Source organism: Pseudomonas sp. RG1, from assembly GCF_025910115.1.
Lineage (GTDB): Bacteria > Pseudomonadota > Gammaproteobacteria > Pseudomonadales > Pseudomonadaceae > Aquipseudomonas > Aquipseudomonas atacamensis.
In genome coordinates this window covers 1-21,076 of sequence record NZ_JAPCIK010000015.1, presented here as the reverse complement: position 1 = coordinate 21,076, position 21,076 = coordinate 1, and the positions used below count along the sequence as shown (strand labels likewise).

23 protein-coding genes are annotated in these 21,076 nt (G+C 61.3%); 4 read left to right on the top strand and 19 right to left on the bottom strand.

Going from position 1 to position 21,076, the window contains the following annotated elements:
- Nucleotides 1–3: 3 nt before the first annotated feature.
- From ccmE to ccmA, 5 genes are all read right to left on the bottom strand, one after another.
- Nucleotides 4–459 carry a cytochrome c maturation protein CcmE gene (gene ccmE / locus OK411_RS09065; protein WP_016771044.1) on the bottom strand — a complete coding sequence of 152 codons (456 nt, stop codon included), beginning with the start codon at nucleotides 457–459 and terminating at the stop codon, nucleotides 4–6.
- The gene (ccmD, locus tag OK411_RS09060; protein WP_016771045.1) at nucleotides 456–632 is read right to left on the bottom strand and encodes a heme exporter protein CcmD; all 177 of its coding nucleotides are present in this window, start codon (nucleotides 630–632) and stop codon (nucleotides 456–458) included. Before ccmD ends, ccmE begins: the two co-directional genes overlap by 4 nt.
- Nucleotides 629–1,384 carry a heme ABC transporter permease gene (locus OK411_RS09055; protein WP_122611635.1) on the bottom strand — a complete coding sequence of 252 codons (756 nt, stop codon included), beginning with the start codon at nucleotides 1,382–1,384 and terminating at the stop codon, nucleotides 629–631. Before OK411_RS09055 ends, ccmD begins: the two co-directional genes overlap by 4 nt.
- A gap of 97 nt (nucleotides 1,385–1,481) precedes the next feature.
- Nucleotides 1,482–2,150: a heme exporter protein CcmB gene (gene ccmB / locus OK411_RS09050; RefSeq protein WP_039763615.1), complete on the bottom strand. Its 669-nt coding sequence runs from the start codon at nucleotides 2,148–2,150 to the stop codon at nucleotides 1,482–1,484.
- Nucleotides 2,147–2,782, bottom strand: coding sequence for a cytochrome c biogenesis heme-transporting ATPase CcmA (gene ccmA / locus OK411_RS09045; RefSeq protein WP_217879546.1), 636 nt, complete (start codon nucleotides 2,780–2,782; stop codon nucleotides 2,147–2,149). Before ccmA ends, ccmB begins: the two co-directional genes overlap by 4 nt.
- 197 nt (nucleotides 2,783–2,979) lie before the next feature.
- On the opposite strand from ccmA, the gene OK411_RS09040 reads away from it, so the two are divergent.
- Complete coding sequence (locus tag OK411_RS09040) at nucleotides 2,980–4,554, top strand: flagellar hook-length control protein FliK (RefSeq protein ID WP_264364760.1); 1,575 nt, start codon at nucleotides 2,980–2,982, stop codon at nucleotides 4,552–4,554.
- Nucleotides 4,551–4,880 carry an EscU/YscU/HrcU family type III secretion system export apparatus switch protein gene (locus OK411_RS09035; RefSeq protein WP_016770586.1) on the top strand — a complete coding sequence of 110 codons (330 nt, stop codon included), beginning with the start codon at nucleotides 4,551–4,553 and terminating at the stop codon, nucleotides 4,878–4,880. The genes OK411_RS09040 and OK411_RS09035 overlap by 4 nt, the downstream gene beginning before the upstream one ends.
- Before the next feature lie 263 nt (nucleotides 4,881–5,143).
- On the opposite strand, the gene OK411_RS09030 is transcribed toward OK411_RS09035, so the two are convergent.
- From OK411_RS09030 to flhA, 14 genes are all read right to left on the bottom strand, one after another.
- Entirely contained in the window at nucleotides 5,144–5,539 is a 396-nt protein-coding gene (locus OK411_RS09030; RefSeq protein ID WP_016771049.1) for a DUF2802 domain-containing protein, read from the bottom strand.
- A 1-nt stretch (nucleotide 5,540) separates the two neighbouring features.
- The gene (locus OK411_RS09025) at nucleotides 5,541–6,026 is read right to left on the bottom strand and encodes a chemotaxis protein CheW (protein WP_016771050.1); all 486 of its coding nucleotides are present in this window, start codon (nucleotides 6,024–6,026) and stop codon (nucleotides 5,541–5,543) included.
- A gap of 90 nt (nucleotides 6,027–6,116) precedes the next feature.
- On the bottom strand, nucleotides 6,117–7,070 hold the full coding sequence (locus tag OK411_RS09020; protein ID WP_186565971.1) for a CheW domain-containing protein: 954 nt from the start codon (nucleotides 7,068–7,070) through the stop codon (nucleotides 6,117–6,119).
- A 90-nt stretch (nucleotides 7,071–7,160) separates the two neighbouring features.
- A complete protein-coding gene (locus OK411_RS09015) occupies nucleotides 7,161–7,949 on the bottom strand; it encodes a ParA family protein (protein WP_039763606.1) in 789 nt (262 codons plus the stop codon).
- A gap of 43 nt (nucleotides 7,950–7,992) precedes the next feature.
- On the bottom strand, nucleotides 7,993–8,883 hold the full coding sequence (gene motD / locus OK411_RS09010) for a flagellar motor protein MotD (RefSeq protein WP_016771054.1): 891 nt from the start codon (nucleotides 8,881–8,883) through the stop codon (nucleotides 7,993–7,995).
- A gap of 12 nt (nucleotides 8,884–8,895) precedes the next feature.
- Entirely contained in the window at nucleotides 8,896–9,636 is a 741-nt protein-coding gene (locus OK411_RS09005) for a flagellar motor protein (protein WP_016771055.1), read from the bottom strand.
- Entirely contained in the window at nucleotides 9,636–10,781 is a 1,146-nt protein-coding gene (locus tag OK411_RS09000) for a protein-glutamate methylesterase/protein-glutamine glutaminase (RefSeq protein WP_123442836.1), read from the bottom strand. Before OK411_RS09000 ends, OK411_RS09005 begins: the two co-directional genes overlap by 1 nt.
- A 49-nt stretch (nucleotides 10,782–10,830) precedes the next feature.
- Nucleotides 10,831–13,107 (bottom strand): chemotaxis protein CheA, encoded by a 2,277-nt coding sequence (locus tag OK411_RS08995; protein WP_217879545.1) that lies wholly within the window; start codon nucleotides 13,105–13,107, stop codon nucleotides 10,831–10,833.
- Between the two features lie 53 nt (nucleotides 13,108–13,160).
- Nucleotides 13,161–13,949, bottom strand: coding sequence for a protein phosphatase CheZ (locus OK411_RS08990; RefSeq protein WP_016771058.1), 789 nt, complete (start codon nucleotides 13,947–13,949; stop codon nucleotides 13,161–13,163).
- Nucleotides 13,950–13,967: 18 nt separating this feature from the next.
- Nucleotides 13,968–14,339, bottom strand: a complete 372-nt coding sequence (locus tag OK411_RS08985) for a chemotaxis response regulator CheY (RefSeq protein WP_024012118.1) — start codon at nucleotides 14,337–14,339, stop codon at nucleotides 13,968–13,970.
- A 167-nt stretch (nucleotides 14,340–14,506) separates the two neighbouring features.
- Nucleotides 14,507–15,247, bottom strand: coding sequence for an RNA polymerase sigma factor FliA (gene fliA / locus OK411_RS08980; RefSeq protein WP_016771059.1), 741 nt, complete (start codon nucleotides 15,245–15,247; stop codon nucleotides 14,507–14,509).
- Nucleotides 15,244–16,074 carry a flagellar synthesis regulator FleN gene (fleN, locus tag OK411_RS08975; RefSeq protein ID WP_016771060.1) on the bottom strand — a complete coding sequence of 277 codons (831 nt, stop codon included), beginning with the start codon at nucleotides 16,072–16,074 and terminating at the stop codon, nucleotides 15,244–15,246. The genes fliA and fleN overlap by 4 nt, the downstream gene beginning before the upstream one ends.
- Nucleotides 16,075–16,190: 116 nt before the next feature.
- Entirely contained in the window at nucleotides 16,191–17,531 is a 1,341-nt protein-coding gene (flhF, locus tag OK411_RS08970; protein ID WP_024012117.1) for a flagellar biosynthesis protein FlhF, read from the bottom strand.
- Nucleotides 17,532–17,542: 11 nt separating this feature from the next.
- A complete protein-coding gene (gene flhA / locus OK411_RS08965) occupies nucleotides 17,543–19,672 on the bottom strand; it encodes a flagellar biosynthesis protein FlhA (RefSeq protein WP_016771062.1) in 2,130 nt (709 codons plus the stop codon).
- 621 nt (nucleotides 19,673–20,293) lie between these two features.
- Between flhA and OK411_RS08960 the strand changes: the two genes are divergently transcribed.
- A complete protein-coding gene (locus OK411_RS08960; protein ID WP_101158650.1) occupies nucleotides 20,294–20,653 on the top strand; it encodes a DUF6124 family protein in 360 nt (119 codons plus the stop codon).
- A gap of 211 nt (nucleotides 20,654–20,864) precedes the next feature.
- On the top strand, nucleotides 20,865–21,076 hold a 212-nt coding region (locus tag OK411_RS08955; protein WP_264364759.1), incomplete at its 3' end, for a hypothetical protein.

The window sequence follows — 21,076 nt, the reverse complement described above, 5'->3', positions numbered from 1 at the left end:
CGATCAACCCTCCTTCACAGGCGTCGGCGCGGATTGACCGCTGTCCTTCAGCGCTTTGGTCACTTCCGGCGGCATGTACTTCTCGTCGTGCTTGGCCAGCACTTCATCGGCGACCACTACGCCATCAGCATTGAGCTTGCCGAGGGCGACAATGCCCTGCCCTTCGCGGAACAGATCCGGGAGGATGCCGCGATAGGCGATGGTCACGGATTTGTTGAAATCGGTGACAACGAATTTGACGTCCAGCGAATCCTTGGAGCGTTGCAGCGAACCGGCCTCGACCATGCCGCCGGCGCGGATGCGCGTGTCTTGCGGCGCTTCGCCGTTGGCGATCTGCGTCGGTGTGTAAAACAGATTGATGTTTTCCTGCAGCGCGCTCAGGGCCAGGCCGACAGCAGCGCCCACTCCGACCAGAATCGCCAGAATGATGATCAGACGTTTTTTGCGCAGCGCATTCACTTGCCGTTCTCCCGGCGCAGACGACGCGCCTCTTGTTGCAGATAACGCTTGCGCGCCGCAATCGGCGCCACCACGTTGAGGGCCAGCACCGCCAGACAGATGCCGTAGGCCGACCAGACATACAGGCCGTGATGGCCCATGGCGAGAAAATCGCCGAATGAAGCAAAACTCATCGCACCGCCTCCAGACTCTGCTGCACTTCGGTCTTCACCCAACTGGCGCGGGCCTCGCGCTTGAGCACTTCAAGACGCATGCGCAGCAACAGCACGGCGCCGAAGAAGCAGTAGAAACCCAGCACCGTCAGCAGCAGCGGCAGCCACATTTCCGCCGGCATCGCCGGCTTTTCCGTGAGGGTGAACGTCGCGCCCTGGTGCAGGGTGTTCCACCACTCCACCGAGTATTTGATGATCGGAATGTTGATCACGCCAACAATCGCCAGCACCGCGCAGGCCTTGGCGGCGCTGTCGCGGTTGCTGATGGCATTGCCCAGCGCGATCACGCCGAAATACAGAAACAGCAGAATCAGCATCGAGGTCAGGCGCGCATCCCACACCCACCACGAGCCCCAGGTCGGCTTGCCCCAGATGGCCCCGGTGACCAGCGCCACGGCAGTCATCCACGCACCGATCGGTGCGGCGCATTGCAGGGCGACATCGGCCAGTTTCATCTTCCACACCAGCCCGACCACACCGCACACCGCGAGCATCACGTAGATCGACTGGGCGAGCATCGCTGCAGGTACGTGGATATAGATGATGCGAAAGCTGTTGCCTTGCTGGTAATCCGGCGGCGCGAAGGCCAGGCCCCAGACCACGCCAACGCCGATCAGCAGCAACGCTGCAATGCTCAACCACGGCAGGAACTTGCCGCTGATGCCGTAGAACCACTTGGGCGAGCCGAGCTTGTGAAACCAGGTCCAGTTCATACTGTTTCCATCACGGTTGCCGCTCATCATCGCGAGCTGGCAGAGGGTCATGCCTTTCTTCTGGAAGAAGTGGTCAATTTTTGACCAGGCCTCATTATTATTCGCCGACGCTGATCTTCAGGCCAGCGGCTATTGCAAAGGGTGTCAGGGTGATCGCTAGCGCTGTGAGGCTGGCCATCCACAACAGGTATCCAGTCGCCGGCATCCCTTGCAGCGCCGCTTGCAACGCGCCACTGCCAAGGATCAACACCGGGATGTACAACGGCAGAATCAGCAGCGCCAGCAACAGCCCGCCGCGCTTCAGGCCGACCGTCAGCGCCGCACCGACTGCGCCGAGCAGGCTCAATACCGGCGTGCCCAACAGCAACGACAGCAGCAGCACCGGCAGGCACGCGGCCGGCAAACCGAGCATCAACGCCAGCAACGGCGACAGCAGCACCAGTGCCAGACCGGAAAACAGCCAGTGTGCCAGCACCTTGGCCAGGACCAGAAGCGGCAGCGGGTGCGACGAAAGGACCCACTGTTCCAGCGAGCCGTCTTCGAAATCACTGCGGAACAATCCGTCCAGCGACAGCAGGACCGACAACAGCGCCGCCACCCAGACTAACCCCGGGGACAGGTTTTGCAAGACTTGAGTTTCCGGGCCGACGGCCAGCGGGAAAAGGGCAATGACGATGGCAAAGAAAATCAGCGGATTGGCCAGCTCCGCCGGGCGGCGGAACAGCAGTCGCGATTCGCGGGCAAGCAGCAGGCCGAAGACACTCATACCGCCCATTTCCCCAGATCGATGTCGCGATAACCGGCCGGCATGCGGCTCAGGGTGTGGTGGGTGGTCAGCACCACCAGACCGCCGCGTTCGCAGTGGCCGGCCAGATGCTCTTCCAGTTGCGCAACGCCCTGCTTGTCCAGCGCGGTGAAAGGTTCGTCGAGAATCCACAACGGCGGGCTGTCCAGATACAACCGCGCCAGCGCCACACGGCGCTGTTGGCCGGCGGAAAGACTGTGGCAGGGAACGTCTTCGAAACCGCGCAATCCTACCGCTGCCAGCGCCTGCCAGATCGCCTCGCGCTCGGCGGGATGATGCAAGGCGCACAGCCACGACAGGTTTTCTTCGGGAGTGAGCAGATCCTTGATCCCGGCGGCGTGGCCGATCCACAACAGGTTTCGCGCCAGTTCGCTGCGTTGCTCGGCCAGCGGCTGACCGTTGAGCAGTACCTGGCCGTCGGTGGGTTGCATCAAACCGGCGAGCAGACGTAAAAGACTGGTCTTGCCGCTGCCGTTGGGGCCGCTGATCTGCACCATGTCACCACTGGCCAGGCGCAATTCGAGGTTTTCGAAAAGCAGCCGCAGATCGCGTTCACACGCCAGGGCAATGGTTTGCAGGACAGGACTGGTCAAGGGATCACGGGCCTTATACGGTTCAAGTCGGCTCTGGAGCGGCCGTTAAAGAGATGCAGCATAGACGCTTTGATCGCTCGATCTGGCGAGCTGGATCAAACAATTGCCAGGTTTTTTGAACGAAGCGCACGACGCGCGGCATTATACATGCCGTGCCTTACTCTCAAGAGCGCAATTTCCTCAGGTTGTGTCCGCGTATGACAGGCGAAATGAACATCCTCCCGCTGCCGCCCACCGTGCCGGCGAGCGCTCGCCCGCAGATGGGTGAACTGCTCAAGCTGCTGACGCCGGTCGAGGGCTTGATCGGCGCGGGGCAAAGCGCCAAGGCTGAGGTGTTGTCGCTCAAGCAGGCCGATCAGACCTTTGAATTGTTGCTCAAAGTGACCCTCGACAGCGGCCGTCAGACCACCGTGCAGGCCAGCAGCAACCTGCCGTTGCCACAGGGCACCAACCTGGCGATCACTCAGCCGTCGGCCGGCAATCTGGCAATCACCGTGCAGCAAGCGATCGCCAGCAGCGTCGCCACCCTGACCCGCATCGATACCGCGCAATTGCCCGCCGGCACCCTGCTGCAAGGCAAAGTCGTGACCTCACAAGCCCTGCCGCAGACGCCGGGGCAAGCGGCGGTATTTCGCTCGATGGTCACTCTGCTCAATACCGCATTGAGCGGCAGCACCTTGACCGTCGACAGCCCGCAACCGCTGCGCATCGGCACCCTGTTGTCGGCGCAGGTGCAGGATGCGCAGACCCTCAAATTCGTGCCGCTGAGCAGCCGTCAGGAGCAACTGGCGGTCAGTCAGCAATTGCTCGGTCAGCAAAATCGTCAGGGCTCGCTCGATGGCTTGCTGAAGTTGTTGCAGAGCCTGCCGCCATCCAGCGATCAGACTTCGGCCGATCTGCGCGCGGTGGTCGACAAGTTGCTTGCCAGCCTGCCGGACCTGCAGCAAATGAGCACCGCCAAAGGCGTGGCGCTGGCCTTGGCCAACAGCGGCGCGTTCCTCGAAGCGAAATTGCTCGGCGGACAAAACCCGACTCTCGCCCCGGACATGAAAGCCGACCTGCTCAAGCTGATCGCGCAACTGACTCCGGGCCTGCCGAGCAACACCAATTTCAATGCGATCATCGCCGCCAATACCCTGGCGCAAGCGCTGCCGAGTTTCGTCCGGAACGCCCTCGGCACCCTCGGCCAGGTCAGCGCCAAACCGGTGCCCAGCAGCTTCCCGTTGCCCGAACGACTGCTGGCGAAACTCGAAGGCGAAGGTGATCTCGAACAACTGCTGCGCCTCGCCGCCGCAGCGGTGTCGCGCCTGCAAAGCCATCAGTTGTCGAGCCTGGAACAGACCGGCGTCACCGACGATGGCCGCCTGCTCAGCACCTGGCAGCTGGAAATCCCCATGCGCAACCTGCAAGATATCGTGCCGCTGCAGGTCAAATTCCAGCGTGAAGAAGCGCCGGAGCGCGAACCGCAGCCGCACGAACGCCGCGATGAGCGCGAAACCAAGCAGCAACTGTGGCGCGTCGATCTGGCCTTCGATCTGGAACCGCTCGGGCCAATGCAGATTCAGGCGCAACTGATCGCCGGCAGCCTGTCCAGTCAGCTGTGGGCCGAGCGTCCGTACACCGCTGACCTGATCGAGAACAACCTGTTCGCCCTGCGCCAGCGCTTGCTCGATTCCGGGCTCAACGTCGGCGACCTCGACTGCCACCACGGCACCCCGCCGCAAGGCAACCAAACCCGCCTCGAACACCGCTGGGTCGACGAAACCGCATGAACGATTCCACTGCCCCACGCCAGGCCATCGCCCTCAAATATGACGGCAACCACGCCCCGACCCTCACCGCCAAGGGCGACGAGGAACTGGCCGAAGAAATCCTGCGCATTGCCCGCGATTACGAAGTGCCGATCTACGAGAACCCTGAACTGGTGCGCCTGCTGGCGCGGATGGAACTGGGCGACAGCATCCCCGAAGAGCTCTATCGCACCATCGCCGAGATCATCGCGTTTGCCTGGAACCTGAAAGGCAAATTCCCCGAGGGACAGGACCCGAACGCGCCGATGGTCGAGAAGGACATCACCGCACGCGGGGATGATTATTGAGGTTTCAAAGACGCCTTCGCGAGCAGGCTCGCTCCCACATTCGACCGTGATCAAATGTGGGAGCGAGCCTGCTCGCGAATAGCGCTTTTGATTTGATCGTTCCCACGCTCCGCGTGGGAATGCCGCCCGTGACGCTCCGCGTCACATTTCACAGGCGGAACGCGGAGCGTCCCAGGATGCGTTCCCACGCAGAGCGTGGGAACGATCTTTTGATCTAGCTTGCCGCTTGAAGCTTGAAGCTTGAAGCTTGAAGCTTGAAGCTTCTAGCTGCCCTTGTGCAACTTGCGCATCAACTCCGCTTCAGCCTGGGTCAACCCGCACGACTGAGTCAGTTCATCGACGCTGGCGCCCATGCCTACCAGTTTCGCCGCCTGGGCGAATGACAGGCTCGACGGGTCGCGTTGTTCCAGTGCAACGATCTTGTCCGGCAACGGACTCACCACTGCGCGCAACTCGTGCAGGGCTTCGCCCATGCGCACGTTGCCGTTCTGGTAATCGTCGACGCGTTTGGCCAGTTCCTTGATGCGCTGATCACGCAGCGCATCACCCTGGGCCTGCTGCGCAGCGATCACCCGCTGCGCCTTGATGTACGAGACGAACATCGCCAGCGTGCCGGCCCAGAACAGGAACAGAACAATTACCGCAACCTCGAGAATCAAATCAGATGCTCTCCAGTTCCGACCATTCTTCTTCGCTCATCATCTTGTCCAGCTCGACCAGAATCAGCAGTTCGTTGTTCTTGTTGCACACGCCCTGGATGAACTTGGCCGACTCTTCGTTACCGACGTTCGGTGCGGTTTCGATTTCCGACTGACGCAGGTAAACCACTTCGGCGACGCTGTCGACCATGATGCCGACGACTTGCTTGTCGGCTTCGATGATGACGATACGGGTGTTGTCGCTGATCTCGCCGCTGTGCAGGCCGAAGCGCTGACGGGTGTCGATCACGGTGACCACGTTGCCGCGCAGGTTGATGATGCCCAGCACGTAGCTCGGTGCACCCGGTACCGGCGCGATCTCGGTGTAGCGCAGCACTTCCTGCACGCGCATCACGTTGATGCCGTAGGTTTCGTTATCCAGTTTGAAGGTCACCCATTGCAGGATCGGATCTTCAGAACCTTTTGCATTCGACGCCTGACTACTCATACCCTGACCCCTCGAAAAAACCGCCCCGGGCGGTGTGTGTTCTGTGTGGTGGCACTGGAAAATGCCATCGCCTGATTGTTATGTCGGCTGCTATGTCGGTTTATGTAGCGGCTTGTTGCCACTCAAGTGCTTTGCCCCGCCGCTGGCGATCAACTCGGCCAGTGCGGATACGTCAAGCAATGCACACATGTGCTCGATCACGGTGCCGGCGAGCCATGGCCGCTGACCCCGGTGACTTCTCCATTTGATTTCATTCGGGTCCAGGCGCAACGAGCGGCTGACCTGATGCACTGCCAGCCCCCACTCGTAACCTTGTACCGAAATCACGTATTGCAGGCCCTGCCGGAAGTCATCGCGGTAACGATCCGGCATGACCCAACGCGCGGTGTCCAAGACTTTCAGATTGCCGGCCTGGCTCGGCAGAATCCCGAGGAACCACTCCGGCTGACCAAACAGCGGCGTCAGCTCGTGGCCGGCCAGCGAATAGATCGAGCCAAGGCACACCAGCGGCACCGCCAGGGTCAGCCCGGCAACATCGAACAGCAAGCATTCGAAGGCTTCGGCAGCCCAGGCCGGACGGCCATCGGGCTCGACCGGTGGCGGCGGGTTGTTCGGCGGCAGGTGCACTTCCACCAGCGGCGGGACCAGCACCTGCGGCTCAGCAATCTGCGGCGCGGGTTCTGGCTCCGGTTCGGGTTCCGGCACGGTCAATAATTGTGTTTGCAGCAGCGGCGCCAGTGTCGACAGTGGCGCGCGCGGTTCGTCGATCAGCACCACCGGTGCTTTGGCCACGGGGGCAGCAGCAGGCGCGGCAATCGGAGCGACGGATTTCTGCGCGTCACGGGCCTGCTCTTCCAGCACCGCGGCCTGGAACTCGTCCATGGCCTCGGTGCTTTCCACCACTTCAGGCTGCGCCTGTTCGACGACTGGCGGCAGTACTTCGACCGGCGCAGGCAAGTCCTCGGGCAAGTCGAGCAGCAGGTCTTCCAGATAGGACTGCAAGGCCTGTTGCGGACGTGACGTGAGTTTCACTGGGCGGTTCATCGGTGATCAGCGCCTGACAGGGAAACCGCGTTGTCTGCTTCGCGAGCAGGCTCGCTCCCACAGGGTGCGGGCAAACAGATCGAAATCATCTCAGGCCACCTGCGGAACAAGTTGCTGCGCGAGCAGGTGCTTGAGCAGCGCGCGGTAGGCCAGCACGCCACGGCTCTTGCCGTCGAATTGCGAGGGCGTGACGCCCGCCCGGCTGGCGTCGCGCAGACGGGTATCGACCGGGATGTAGCCGTGCCAGATGTCTTCGGGGAATTTGTCACGCAGCACGCGCAAGGTGCCCATCGACGCCTGCGTGCGGCGGTCGAACAACGTCGGCACGATGCTGAACGGCAACGGCTGTTTGCGCGAACGATTGATCATCGCCAGGGTGTTGACCATGCGCTCCAGACCTTTCACGGCGAGGTGCTCGGTCTGTACCGGGATCACCAGTTGCTGGCTCGCTGCGAGAGCGTTGACCATCAGCACACCGAGTAGCGGCGGGCTGTCGATAATTGCGTAATCGAAGTCCTGCCACAATTGCGCCAGACTCTTGGCGATCACCAGACCCAGGCCACTCTGCCCCGGCGACTGCCGCTCAAGGGTGGCCAGTGCAGTGCTCGATGGCAGCAGGGAAATGCGCTCGTCGCTGGTCGACAACAGCAACTGCCCCGGCAGGCCTTGCGGCACGCTGCCCTTGTGCAGAAACAGGTCGTAGTTGCTGTGTTCCAGGCTGTCGGGGTCGTAGCCGAAATAGCTGGTCATCGAGCCGTGCGGGTCGAGATCGACCACAACCACGCGCTTGCCCGCCTCGGCCAGCAATCCGGCTAAAGCGATGGAGGATGTGGTTTTACCGACACCACCCTTTTGATTGGCGACTGCCCAGACTCTCATTCAGTTCGTTCCTCCCGGCCAGGTTGATTGACCGAGACATGCTTCAGCGTGTTAATGCGGGCGACGGAGAATTGACGGCACTCTCGCGTCCCGGCGTCTTGACCGGGGTCGGTGCAGTTTGTGTGCCAGCGCGCTTCAACGCCGCATCCGGTTGCGCATTGGCGGTTCCGGTGCCGGTGAGGCTGCGGCGCACATCGAGATTGCGCGACACCACCAGCACCACGCGACGGTTCTTCGCCCGGCCTTCGACCGTGGCGTTGTTGGCCACTGGCTGGAATTCGCCGTAGCCCACCGACGCCAGTCGCCCAGGGTTCACGCCCTGCATGGCGAGCATGCGCACGATGCTCGCCGAGCGCGCCGAGGACAGTTCCCAGTTGGTCGGGTACTGCGCGGTGCGGATCGGTTGATCGTCGGTGAAGCCTTCGACGTGGATCGGGTTGTCGAACGGCTTCAGGATCGCCGCGACCTTGTCGATGATGTTGAACGCGATGTCGCTCGGCATGGCGTCGCCGCTGCCAAACAACAGGCTGGAATTGAGCTCGATCTCGACCCACAACTCGTTGCCGCGAACGGTCATCTGGTTGGAGCTGATCAAGTCACCGAAGGCGGCGCTGATGTCATCGGCGATGCTTTTCAGCGGATCGCTGGCCCCGGATATACCGGCGTCGACCTGCTCGGCATCCTTGACCAGCGGCTTGGCCGGGGTCACGGTTTTCGGTCGTTCGTCGCCGATCGGAATCGGTTTGAGCGAGCGATCGGAGTCGGTAAACACGCCGATCAGCGCTTCGGAAATGACTTTGTACTTGCCTTCGTTGATCGACGAGATCGAGTACATCACCACGAAAAACGCGAACAGCAAAGTGATGAAATCCGCGTAGGACACGAGCCAGCGCTCGTGATTGACGTGTTCTTCCTGGTGGCGACGACGAGCCATGAGGTTATTCCCTTAGTCCATGAAGCCTTGCAGCTTCAACTCAATGGAACGAGGGTTTTCACCTTCGGCGATCGACAGAATTCCTTCCAGCAACATTTCGCGATAACGCGACTGCCGCAACGCGATGGACTTGAGCTTGGCCGCGACCGGCAAGAGGATCAGGTTGGCACTGGCCACGCCATAGATGGTCGCGACGAACGCCACGGCAATGCCGTTACCCAGCTGCGACGGATCAGCGAGGTTGCCCATCACGTGAATCAGGCCCATCACCGCACCGATGATGCCGATGGTCGGCGCGTAGCCGCCCATGCTTTCGAACACTTTGGCCGCTTCGATATCGCGGGATTCCTGAGTGTAGAAATCCACTTCGAGAATGCTGCGAATCGCCTCCGGCTCGGCGCCGTCGACCAGCAGTTGCAGACCCTTGCGCGAGTAGCTGTCAGGTTCGGCGTCGGCCACGCCTTCGAGGCCGAGCAAGCCTTCCTTGCGCGCCGTCAGGCTCCAATTGACCACGCGGTCGATGCCGCCGGCCAAGTCGACACGCGGCGGGAAAAAGATCCAGCCGAGAATCTGCATGGCGCGCTTGAACGCGCTCATCGGCGATTGCAGCAGCGCGGCACCGACCGTGCCGCCCAGTACGATCAGCGCCGCCGGGCCGTTGGCCAGCGCGCCGAGGTGGCCGCCTTCAAGGTAGTTGCCGCCGATGATGGCGACGAACGCCATGATGAGGCCGATAAGGCTGAGAACATCCATCAGATACACGCCTCGACGATGTGCTTGCCGATGTCGTCCAGACCGTACACCGCGTCAGCCAGATCGGCTTTGACGATGGCCATCGGCATGCCGTAGATCACGCAGCTTGCTTCGTCCTGCGCCCACACCGAACTGCCGCCCTGCTTGAGCAGACGCGCGCCTTCGCGGCCGTCGGCGCCCATGCCGGTCAGCACCACTGCCAGAACTTTGTCACCGTAGGATTTCGCCGCCGAACCGAAAGTGATGTCCACGCACGGCTTGTAATTCAGACGTTCGTCACCCGGCAGAATCTTCACCGCGCCACGGCCGTCGATCATCATCTGCTTGCCACCCGGCGCCAGCAGCGCCAGGCCCGGACGCAGGATGTCGCCATCCTCGGCTTCCTTGACGCTGATACGGCAGAGCTTGTCGAGACGTTCGGCAAACGCTTTGGTGAACGCCGCCGGCATGTGCTGGATCAGCACGATCGGCGCAGGGAAGTTCGCCGGCAACTGCGTCAGTACGCGTTGCAGCGCGACCGGGCCGCCGGTCGAGGTACCGATGGCAACCAGTTTGTAGGCTTTGCGTTTCGGGGCCGGCGACAAAGCGCTGGCAGCGGATGCACGGGCAGGCGCTGGCGCTGGCGCCGGACGTGCCGGGACAGGGCTGCTGTGGCTCGTGTGGCTGCCGTAGCTCGACGCTGCCGGAGCAGGCGTCGGCGCTGGCGCAGCGGCGGGAGCCGGCGCGCTGTAGGCACTGAAACGACGATTGCTGCGCGAGATGCTGTGGACTTTCTCGCACAGCAGTTGCTTGACCTTCTCGGGATTGCGCGAAATGTCTTCGAAATTCTTCGGCAGGAAATCCACCGCGCCGGCGTCCAGCGCATCGAGGGTTACCCGTGCACCTTCATGCGTGAGCGAGGAGAACATCAACACCGGGGTCGGGCAGCGCTGCATGATGTGCCGCACTGCCGTGATGCCGTCCATCATCGGCATCTCGTAGTCCATGGTGATCACGTCAGGCTTGAGGGCCATGGCCTGATCGATCGCCTCTTTACCGTTGGTGGCCGTGCCGACCACCTGGATGCTCGGATCCGCCGAAAGAATTTCCGAGACGCGGCGGCGGAAAAAACCCGAATCGTCCACCACCAGGACTTTGACTGCCATAAACACTCCATTAGGTGCAGCGGCGCGTCATCGCGCCGCCGCCCCGGATTCAAATACGCTTTGTGGCGTAACGCTTGAGCATGCTTGGAACATCGAGAATCAGCGCAATGCGGCCGTCACCGGTGATGGTGGCGCCGGACATGCCCGGAGTTCCCTGGAGCATTTTGCCCAATGGCTTGATGACCACTTCTTCCTGGCCGACCAGTTGATCGACGACGAAGCCGATCCGCTGTGTGCCCACCGAAAGAATAACCACATGGCCTTCGCGCTGCTCTTCGTGAGCGGCGGAGCTGACCAGCCAGCGCTTGAGGTAGAACAATGGCAGCGCCTTGTCGCGCACGATCACCACTTCCTGACCGTCGACGACATTGGTGGTCGACAGGTCGAGGTGGAAGATTTCGTTGACGTTGACCAGCGGGAACGCGAACGCCTGATTGCCGAGCATGACCATCAGCGTCGGCATGATCGCCAGGGTCAAAGGCACCTTGATGACGATCTTCGAGCCCTGGCCCTTGGTCGAGTAGATGTTGATCGAACCGTTGAGCTGGGAAATCTTGGTCTTCACCACGTCCATGCCGACACCACGGCCGGACACGTCGGAGATCTCGGTCTTGGTCGAGAAACCCGGGGCGAAGATCAGGTTGTAGCACTCGGTATCGCTCAGGCGATCGGCCGCGTCCTTGTCCATCACACCGCGTTTCACCGCGATCGAACGCAGGACGTTCGGATCCATGCCTTTGCCGTCGTCGGAGATCGACAGCAGGATGTGGTCGCCTTCCTGCTCGGCCGCCAGCACCACGCGACCGCCACGAGCCTTGCCCGATGCTTCGCGTTCTTCCGGCGATTCGATGCCATGGTCAACGGCGTTGCGCACCAAGTGGACCAGCGGGTCGGCCAGAGCCTCGACAAGGTTTTTGTCGAGGTCGGTTTCTTCACCCACCAGTTCCAGGTTGATTTCTTTCTTGAGCTGACGTGCGAGGTCGCGAACCAGACGCGGGAAGCGCCCGAAGACCTTCTTGATCGGCTGCATCCGCGTCTTCATCACGGCGGTCTGCAGGTCAGCGGTGACCACGTCGAGGTTCGACACGGCCTTGGACATGGCTTCGTCGCCGCTGTTAAGGCCCAGGCGCACCAGACGGTTACGCACCAGCACCAGCTCGCCGACCATGTTCATGATCTCGTCGAGCCGCGCGGTATCGACGCGCACGGTGGTTTCCGCTTCGCTGGCCGGTTTTTCTGCCGGTGCAGCGGCTGGCGCACGGGCCGGAGCCGGTGCAGCAGCGGCGGCCGGTTTCGGCGCCTCGGCTTTCGGTTCAGGCTTGGCGGCAGGTTTCGGCACAGCAGCGGCAGCCGGAGCTTTCGCCGTTGGCGTGGCGACGCTCGACGCAGAGCCGGCAGTCGCAGCGCTGGCGTCAAACTTGCCTTTGCCGTGCAGTTCGTCGAGCAGCGATTCGAATTCGTGATCGCTGATCAGGTCGCTGCCGGCCGCAGCGGCTGCCGGTGCAGCAGGTGCTGCCGGCGCCGAAGCGATGGCCGATTCCAGCGCGTCAACGGCGAAGTTGCCCTTGCCGTGCAACTGATCGAGCAAGGCTTCGAATTCGTCGTCGGTGATGTCCGAGCTGTCGCCCGCAGCAGGTGCGGCCGGCGCTGCTGGTGCCGCCGGAGCGACCGCATCGACAGCAAACTGGCCTTTGCCATGCAGTTGGTCGAGCAGCGATTCAAACTCGGCGTCGGTGATTTCATCGCTGGCCGCCGTGTCGGCAACCTGCGCGGGAGCAGCGACAGCGGCCGGGGCCTCGGCCTGGGCCTTGACGGCATTCAGCGAGTCCAGCAGTTGTTCGAATTCGTTATCGGTGATGTCGTCCGAGGAGTCGCTTTCAACGACCAGTTCTTCGATCATCTCGGCAACCGGCGAAGCCGGGGCTTCATCCGCCGATTGCGGCTCGGCCAGACGCGCCAGCGCGGCCAGCAGTTCCGGCGTCGCAGCGGTGATCGGTGCACGTTCACGGACTTCGCTGAACATGCTGTTCACCGCGTCCAGTGCTTCGAGCACCACGTCCATCAGTTCTGCATCAACGCGACGCTCACCCTTGCGCAGGATGTCGAACACGTTTTCGGCGATGTGACAGCACTCCACCAGCTCATTGAGCTGAAGGAAGCCGGCGCCCCCTTTTACAGTGTGGAAACCGCGAAAAATTGCATTGAGCAGATCTGCATCATCCGGACGGCTTTCCAGCTCGACCAGTTGTTCGGACAGTTGCTCAAGAATCTCGCCGGCCTCAACCAGGAAATCCTGAAGGATCTCTTCATCGGCGCCGAAGCTCATTAATGGGGTGCTCCTACAGGTCTAAAAACCCAAAAAACCCGAATTCCGAAACTCTAGAATCCAAGGCTGGATAACAAATCGTCCACATCGTCCTGACCGGACACAACGTCTTCTCGTTTATCGGCATGAATCTGCGGACCTTCACCCTGCGAGAGATGTTTTTGTGGATCTTTTTCAGCAAGCATTGCGGCGCGGTCATGTTCGATGCCCGCAAAGCGGTCGACCTGACTGGCCATGAGCACGAGTTTGAGCAGATTGCTTTCGACTTCGGTGACCAGTTGGGTCACACGCTTGATCACTTGACCTGTGAGGTCCTGGTAATCCTGAGCCAGCAGGATGTCGTTGAGGTTGCTCGACACCGCACGGTTGTCCGTGCTGCTGCGTGACAGAAAACCGTCGACCCGGCGCGCCAGTTCGCGGAACTCTTCAGCCCCGACCTCGCGACGCATGAAGCGGCCCCAATCGGCGCTCAACGTCTGCGCTTCATCAGCGAGACTGTTGACCACCGGCGTGGCGCTTTCCACCAGATCCATGGTGCGGTTGGCCGCGGCTTCCGTCAGCTTGACCACATAGCCCAGGCGTTCGGTGGCGTCGGTGATTTGCGACACTTCCTCGGCCTGCGGCATGTGCGGATCGATCTGGAAATTGACGATCGCACTGTGCAGTTCACGTGTGAGCTTGCCCACTTCCTGATACAGGCCGCGGTCACGGGTCTGATTGAGCTCATGGATCAGTTGCACCGCGTCGCCGAACTTGCCTTTTTCAAGGCTCTCGACCAGTTCGACCGCGTGTTTTTTCAGGGTCGATTCGAAATCGCCCTGTGATGATTCGTTATGCTCCATAGCTCCCCCGCGCATTCATCAGCCGATGCGTTCGAAAATCTTCTCGATTTTGTCTTTCAACGCTTGAGCCGTGAAAGGTTTGACCACGTAACCGTTCACACCGGCCTGAGCGGCCTCGATGATCTGCTCGCGCTTGGCTTCAGCAGTCACCATCAACACCGGGAGGTGCTTGAGTTTTTCATCGGCGCGCACGTGACGCAGCAGGTCGATACCGGTCATGCCCGGCATGTTCCAGTCCGTTACCAGAAAGTCGATGCTGCCGCTGTTGAGCACCGGAATGGCAGTGGTGCCATCGTCGGCCTCGACGGTGTTGGTGAACCCAAGATCGCGCAGCAGGTTCTTGATGATCCGCCGCATCGTTGAGAAGTCATCAACGATGAGGATTTTCATGTCTTTGTTCAATTCGACCTCCAAGCAGTCTTAAACGCGCCCAGCACCTGGACGCGCCACTTCAATCAATCGGCATAGCACTCGAAGTTTGTCTGGAGCACAACGGATCGAGACCGGCGCCGTTCATCACCGCACCAGCCTCGTTTCGCAGTGTCCCCACACTGCCTTCAGCGCGCTCGCCACTCCCCCAAACGCCCCCGCAGACGGGCCGCGCACTGGCTGTGTAACTGGCTGACCCGCGATTCACTGACGCCAAGGACTTCACCGATCTCCTTGAGGTTCAGCTCTTCGTCGTAGTACAGCGCCAACACCAGTCGCTCACGCTCCGGCAAATTGGCAATCGCGTCCGCCAGCGCCGCCTGGAAGCGTTCATCTTCCAGATCGCGTGACGGCTCCATATGAGCACTCGCGCCATCCTCGTGCAGCCCTTCGTGTTCGCCGTCCTGCAACAGGTCGTCGAAACTGAACAGGCGACTGCCCAAGGTGTCATTCAGAATCCCGTAGTAATCGTCGAGACTCAATTGGAGTTCGGCCGCAACCTCGTGATCTTTAGCGTCACGGCCGGTTTTAGCTTCAATCGAGCGAATCGCGTCGCTGACCATCCTGGTATTACGGTGAACCGAGCGTGGCGCCCAATCCCCTTTGCGCACTTCATCGAGCATCGCGCCGCGGATTCGAATGCCCGCGTACGTTTCGAAACTGGCGCCTTTGCTGGCGTCGTATTTGGTCGAGACTTCGAGCAAACCGATCATCCCGGCCTGGATCAGGTCTTCGACCTGCACGCTGGCCGGCAGGCGCGCCAGCAAGTGATAGGCAATGCGCTTGACCAGTGGCGCGTAACGCTCGATCAATTCGTATTGCGCGTCACGCGCCGACTTTTTGTAAAGATTCATGCCACTGGCGGTCATATCACAGGCCCTGCGGTTTGCTGCACGAGACGCTCGACGAAAAATTCCAGATGCCCGCGCGGGTTGGCCGGCAGCGGCCAGGTGTCGACCTTCTGGGCGATGGCCTTGAAGGCCAGCGCGCACTTGGAACGGGGAAAGGCTTCGTAGACGGCGCGCTGCTTCTGCACTGCCTTGCGCACGCTTTCGTCGTACGGCACGGCGCCGACGTATTGTAGGGCGACGTCGAGGAAGCGATCCGTGACCTTGGTCAACTTGGCGAACAGGTTGCGCCCTTCCTGCGGGCTCTGCGCCATGTTGGCCAGCACGCGGAAGCGGTTCATGCCGTAGTCGCGGTTGAGCAACTTGATCAGCGCGTAAGCGTCGGTGATCGAAGTCGGCTCGTCGCAGACCACCAGCAACACTTCCTGGGCGGCACGAACGAAACTGACTACCGAGTCACCAATACCCGCAGCGGTGTCGATCACTAGCACGTCGAGATTGTCGCCGATGTCGCTGAACGCCTGGATCAGGCCGGCGTGTTGCGCCGGGCTCAGGTGCACCATGCTCTGCGTGCCGGAGGCCGCCGGCACGATGCGAATCCCGCCCGGGCCTTGCAACAGCACGTCGCGCAGTTCGCAACGGCCTTCGATAACGTCGGCCAGTGTGCGCTTGGGTGTCAGCCCCAGCAGAACGTCGACGTTCGCCAGGCCCAGGTCGGCGTCCAGCAGCATGACCCGACGGCCAAGCTCTGCCAGCGCCAGCGACAAGTTCACTGACACGTTAGTCTTGCCGACGCCACCTTTGCCGCCGGTCACCGCGATCACCTGTACGGGATGCATGCTGCCCATGTTATTTCTTTACCTTGTCTTGCATAGACGGAGGCCACATTACTGGCTGCGCGTTCCTGATCGGAACAATGCGTGGCAGACCATCGATGTAGGTACAAAAACTGTTCATGATTACCTCAGCCAACCTGCTTGGTCGGGCTGTGATAGATATCAGCGAACATGTCAGCCATGGCTTCTTCGCTGGGTTCTTCCTGCATTTGCACGCTGACGGCGCGGCTGACCAGTTGATGACGGCGCGGCAGATGCAAATCATCCGGAATCCGTGGGCCATCGGTCAGGTACGCGACCGGCAATTCATGACTGATCGCCAGGCTCAACACTTCGCCGAGACTGGCCGTTTCATCCAGTTTAGTCAGGATGCAGCCGGCCAGCCCGCAACGCTTGTAACTGTGATAAGCGGCGGTTAGAACCTGTTTCTGGCTGGTGGTTGCCAGGACCAGATAATTTTTTGAGCGAATGCCACGCCCGGCCAGGCTCTCGAGCTGCATGCGCAACGCCGGATCACTGGCTTGCAGGCCGGCAGTATCGATCAAAACCACGCGTTTGCGTAGCAGTGGATCCAATGCCTGCACCAGCGACTGACCCGGATCGACGTGCGTTACCGGCACGTTGAGGATGCGCCCGAGGGTTTTCAGTTGTTCCTGCGCGCCGATGCGGAAGCTGTCCATGCTCACCAGTGCAACGTTCTGCGCGCCGTACTTGAGCACGTAACGCGCGGCGAGCTTGGCCAGCGTGGTGGTCTTGCCCATGCCGGCGGGGCCGACCATGGCAATCACACCGCCCTCTTCCAGCGGCTCGACTTCCGGTACGGCAATCATCCGCGCCAGGTGGGCCAGCAGCATGCGCCAGGCCTGACGGGGTTCTTCGATGTCGGTGATCATCGCCAGCAGATCGCGCGACAGCGGGCCGGACAGGCCGATGCGCTGCAGACGACGATACAGATTGGCCTGGGCCGGGCGGCTGCCTTGCAGCTGATTCCAGGCCAGGGTGCCGAGCTGCACTTCCATCAGCTCGCGCAGGCTGTTCAATTCAAAACGCATCGAATCCAGCGCACGTGGATCGACACCCGCCGAGGCCTGCGCAGGCGCTGCGGCCGGGCGCGTCGGTGCGGCGTAGGTCGGCTCGCTCAGCGGCTCGGCAGCAGTCAGCGGCAGGCCTGCGGTCAACGGCAGCCCGGCGAACAACTGCTGATTGGTGTTGCCGTCGGCTTCGCCACGCAGGCTCAGCTCGGCCTGGGCGGTGACGATGCGCGACTGGGTCTTGCGCAGCTCGTCTTCGAGTTCCATGTTCGGAACCCGTGGCGCCAGCGCCGACAGTTTGTAATCCAGAGCCGCCGTCAACTCGACGCCGCCGGCAATGCGGCGGTTGCCGATGATGGCGGCATCAGCGCCCAGCTCATCGCGAACCAGCTTCATGGCCTGACGCATATCGGCGGCGAAAAAACGCTTAACTTGCATAAACCACTACCTCAGCCGTTGGGCCCTACTGTCGCAACGATGGTCACTTGCTTGTTGTCCGGTACTTCCTGGTAGGCCAGTACATGCAGCCCTGGCACTGCGAGGCGGCCGAAGCGCGAGAGCATCGCGCGAATCGGGCCTGCTACCAGCAGGATCACCGGTTGGCCTTGCATTTCCTGACGCTGGGCCGCTTCGATCAACGAACGTTGCAGCTTCTCGGCCATGCTCGGCTCCAGCAGAACGCCCTCTTCCGAGCCTTGTCCTGCCTTCTGCAGACTATTGAGCAATATCTGTTCCAACCTTGGTTCCAATGTGATTACAGGCAGCTCGGACTCAGTGCCTACAATGCTTTGGACGATTGCACGGGATACGCCGACCCGCACGGCGGCGACCAGCGCGGCGGTATCTTGACTCTTGGCAGCGTTGTTCGCGATCGCCTCGGCGATGCTGCGGATGTCACGCACCGGCACGTGCTCGGCGAGCAGCGCTTGCAGAACTTTGAGCAACTGCGACAGCGAAACCACGCCCGGCACCAGCTCTTCTGCCAGTTTCGGCGAGCTCTTGGCCAGCAATTGCATGAGTTGCTGCACTTCCTCGTGGCCGATCAGCTCACTGGAGTGCTTGTACAGAATCTGGTTCAAGTGGGTGGCGACCACGGTGCTGGCGTCGACCACGGTGTAGCCGAGCGATTGCGCCTGGGCGCGCTGGCTGATTTCGATCCACACCGCCTCCAGGCCGAAAGCCGGATCTTTGGCGTTGATCCCGTTGAGCGAGCCGTACACCTGGCCCGGATTGATCGCCAGTTCGCGATCCGGGTAGATCTCGGCCTCGGCGAGAATCACGCCCATCAGCGTCAAGCGATACGCGCTCGGCGCCAGATCAAGGTTGTCGCGGATGTGCACGGTCGGCATCAGGAAGCCCAGATCCTGCGAGAGCTTCTTGCGCACGCCCTTGATCCGCGCGAGCAATTGCCCACCCTGATTGCGGTCCACCAGCGGAATCAGGCGATAGCCGACCTCCAGGCCGATCATGTCGATCGGCGTCACGTCGTCCCAGCCCAGCTCCTTGGTTTCCATGGCGCGGGCCGGCGACGGCAGCAGTTCCTGCTGACGCTTGACCTCTTCCAGCGCCACGACCTTGGCGACGTTCTGCTTTTTCCAGAACAGGTACGCGCCGCCCGCAGCCAGCGCCGCCATGCTCAGGAAGGAGAAGTGCGGCATGCCTGGCACCAGGCCCATCACCGCCATCAAACCAGCGGCCACGGCCAGCGCTTTCGGCGAGGCGAACATCTGCCGGTTGATCTGCTTGCCCATGTCTTCCGAGCCGGAAGCACGGGTCACCATGATCGCCGCTGCTGTAGATAACAACAGTGATGGCAATTGCGCCACTAAACCGTCACCGATGGTCAGCAAGGCGTAAACCTTGCCCGCATCGCCGAAGCTCATGCCGTGCTGGAAGATACCAACCGCCATGCCGCCGATAAGGTTGATGAACAGAATCAGCAGGCCGGCGATCGCGTCACCACGGACGAACTTGCTGGCACCGTCCATCGAACCGTAGAACTCCGCCTCCTGGGCGACTTCCTGACGGCGCGACTTGGCTTGATTCTGGTCGATCAGGCCGGCGTTGAGGTCGGCGTCGATCGCCATTTGTTTGCCAGGCATCGCATCGAGGGTGAAACGCGCGCTCACCTCCGAAATCCGCCCGGCACCCTTGGTCACCACGACGAAGTTGATGATCATGAGGATTGCGAAGACCACGATACCGACCACGTAGTTACCGCCGATCACCACCTCACCGAAGGCCTGAATCACCTTACCGGCGGCGGCGTGGCCGTCCTGACCGTGGAGCATCACCACCCGCGTCGAGGCCACGTTCAACGCCAGACGCAGCAGCGTCGCCACCAGCAGAATGGTCGGGAACACCGCGAAATCCAGCGGCCGCAGCGCATACACGCAGACCAACAGGACGACGATGGACAGGGCAATGTTGAAGGTAAAGAAAACGTCGAGCAGGAACGGCGGTACCGGCAACATCATCATCGCCAGCATGACCAGCAGCAACAACGGCACGCCCAGATTGCCTCGACTGAGATCGGCAACGTTGGTGCGTGCTGTATTGAATAACTGAGTGCGATCCACCGGTTTTCCCCGTTCCTTTAAAGCAAACTTTTGACGCCCCGAACGGGCGCAGGGCGGCTACTGCAAGAAGCTTTCCAACTTTTGCCGGGGAATGAAATAGAGCGGTTTTACTTGGGATTATCGGCTGATTGGGCTGGCCCCTTCGCGAGCAGGCTCGCTCCCACAGTTTGAAATGCATTCCCAATCGGACATTTGGAATACGGCCCCTGTGGGAGCGAGCCTGCTCGCGAAGAGGCCATCGAATGCGGCGCTTTTTTTCGATTTAAACGAAGCTGTTTAAAAGACACCTGCAGACACGGTCTCAAGGCTACAAATCCTTGCGCCATTGCCTACAGCCAAGCCAGAATCCGCCGGCTTGTGCACCTGGGGGTCGGGTTCTATCGTGGTCCGGTCGCTGACGAATCAGCGATCGGGTTTAGCGACTCGAACTCATGTCAAAGGTGCATCAGCGTTCCAGGCTTCGTTGCGGATCTGTATGTTCGCGATTTCGTCATGGTGGCTGTATGCGGGAGACCTTCGGGTCTGCCGGGTGCCTTTGACCGGTTCGCTAACCCGCGTACAGCCGCCACCCTTCCTGTTTAGCGACAGGTTGTAGCGGCTCCACTTCAAAGGAGCTTCGCCATGATCAAACCAACACCCAACCCACCCGAAACCGACCCCACCTCCCCCTACGAATCCCTCGATTCAAAAAAACTCCACCAAGCCGCCGACCGCGCCCTCGACCACTACCTCTGCCCACCCGGCTCTACTCCACCGCCGTACAGCCCCCGCGCCATGTACGCCGTCACCGCCGACACCAAAAACGAAGACCTGCTGGCTAACGCCTGCGAAACCCTCGCCTCCGCCAAAACCATCGCCCAGGAATTCGCCGGACTTGTCAAGCCATCGCAACGCCGCACGCTCATGGGGATTGCGCAGTTAATCATGCTCGGGGAATTGGCGGTGAATCGGGTGCTGGATAATCTGGAATTGCCGCAGTGAGGCAGGAAAGCTGAGCTGTTGGCTGTCCATTCTGGCCCCTTCGCGAGCAGGCTCGCTCCCACAGTTTGACCGCATTCCAAACGTGGAGCGGGCCGGTTCGCGACGACGACCGCTCATCGGATACCACGGCGCACCTGTCAACTCTGACAGGTGCACAATCCCGCCAACGCGCGTTAACTCACTCCGTCACCTTTCCGTCGGAGTCGATGCCATGTCCAGCCCCAACAGCCCCCTGCTGCTCGCAGAACTCGTCATTCCTGGCCGCAGCAAGAACCCGGTGTCGACGGACCCCGACGTCTGGGGCATTAACATCGCCGCCGCGCTGGGCAACTTTCCGCTTCATGGCATGAAGTGCCAGGCCGGTCCGTGGGGGAACATGGCGTTTAGTGACAAGTTGACGATCTTTTGGGGCACCGGGCAGAT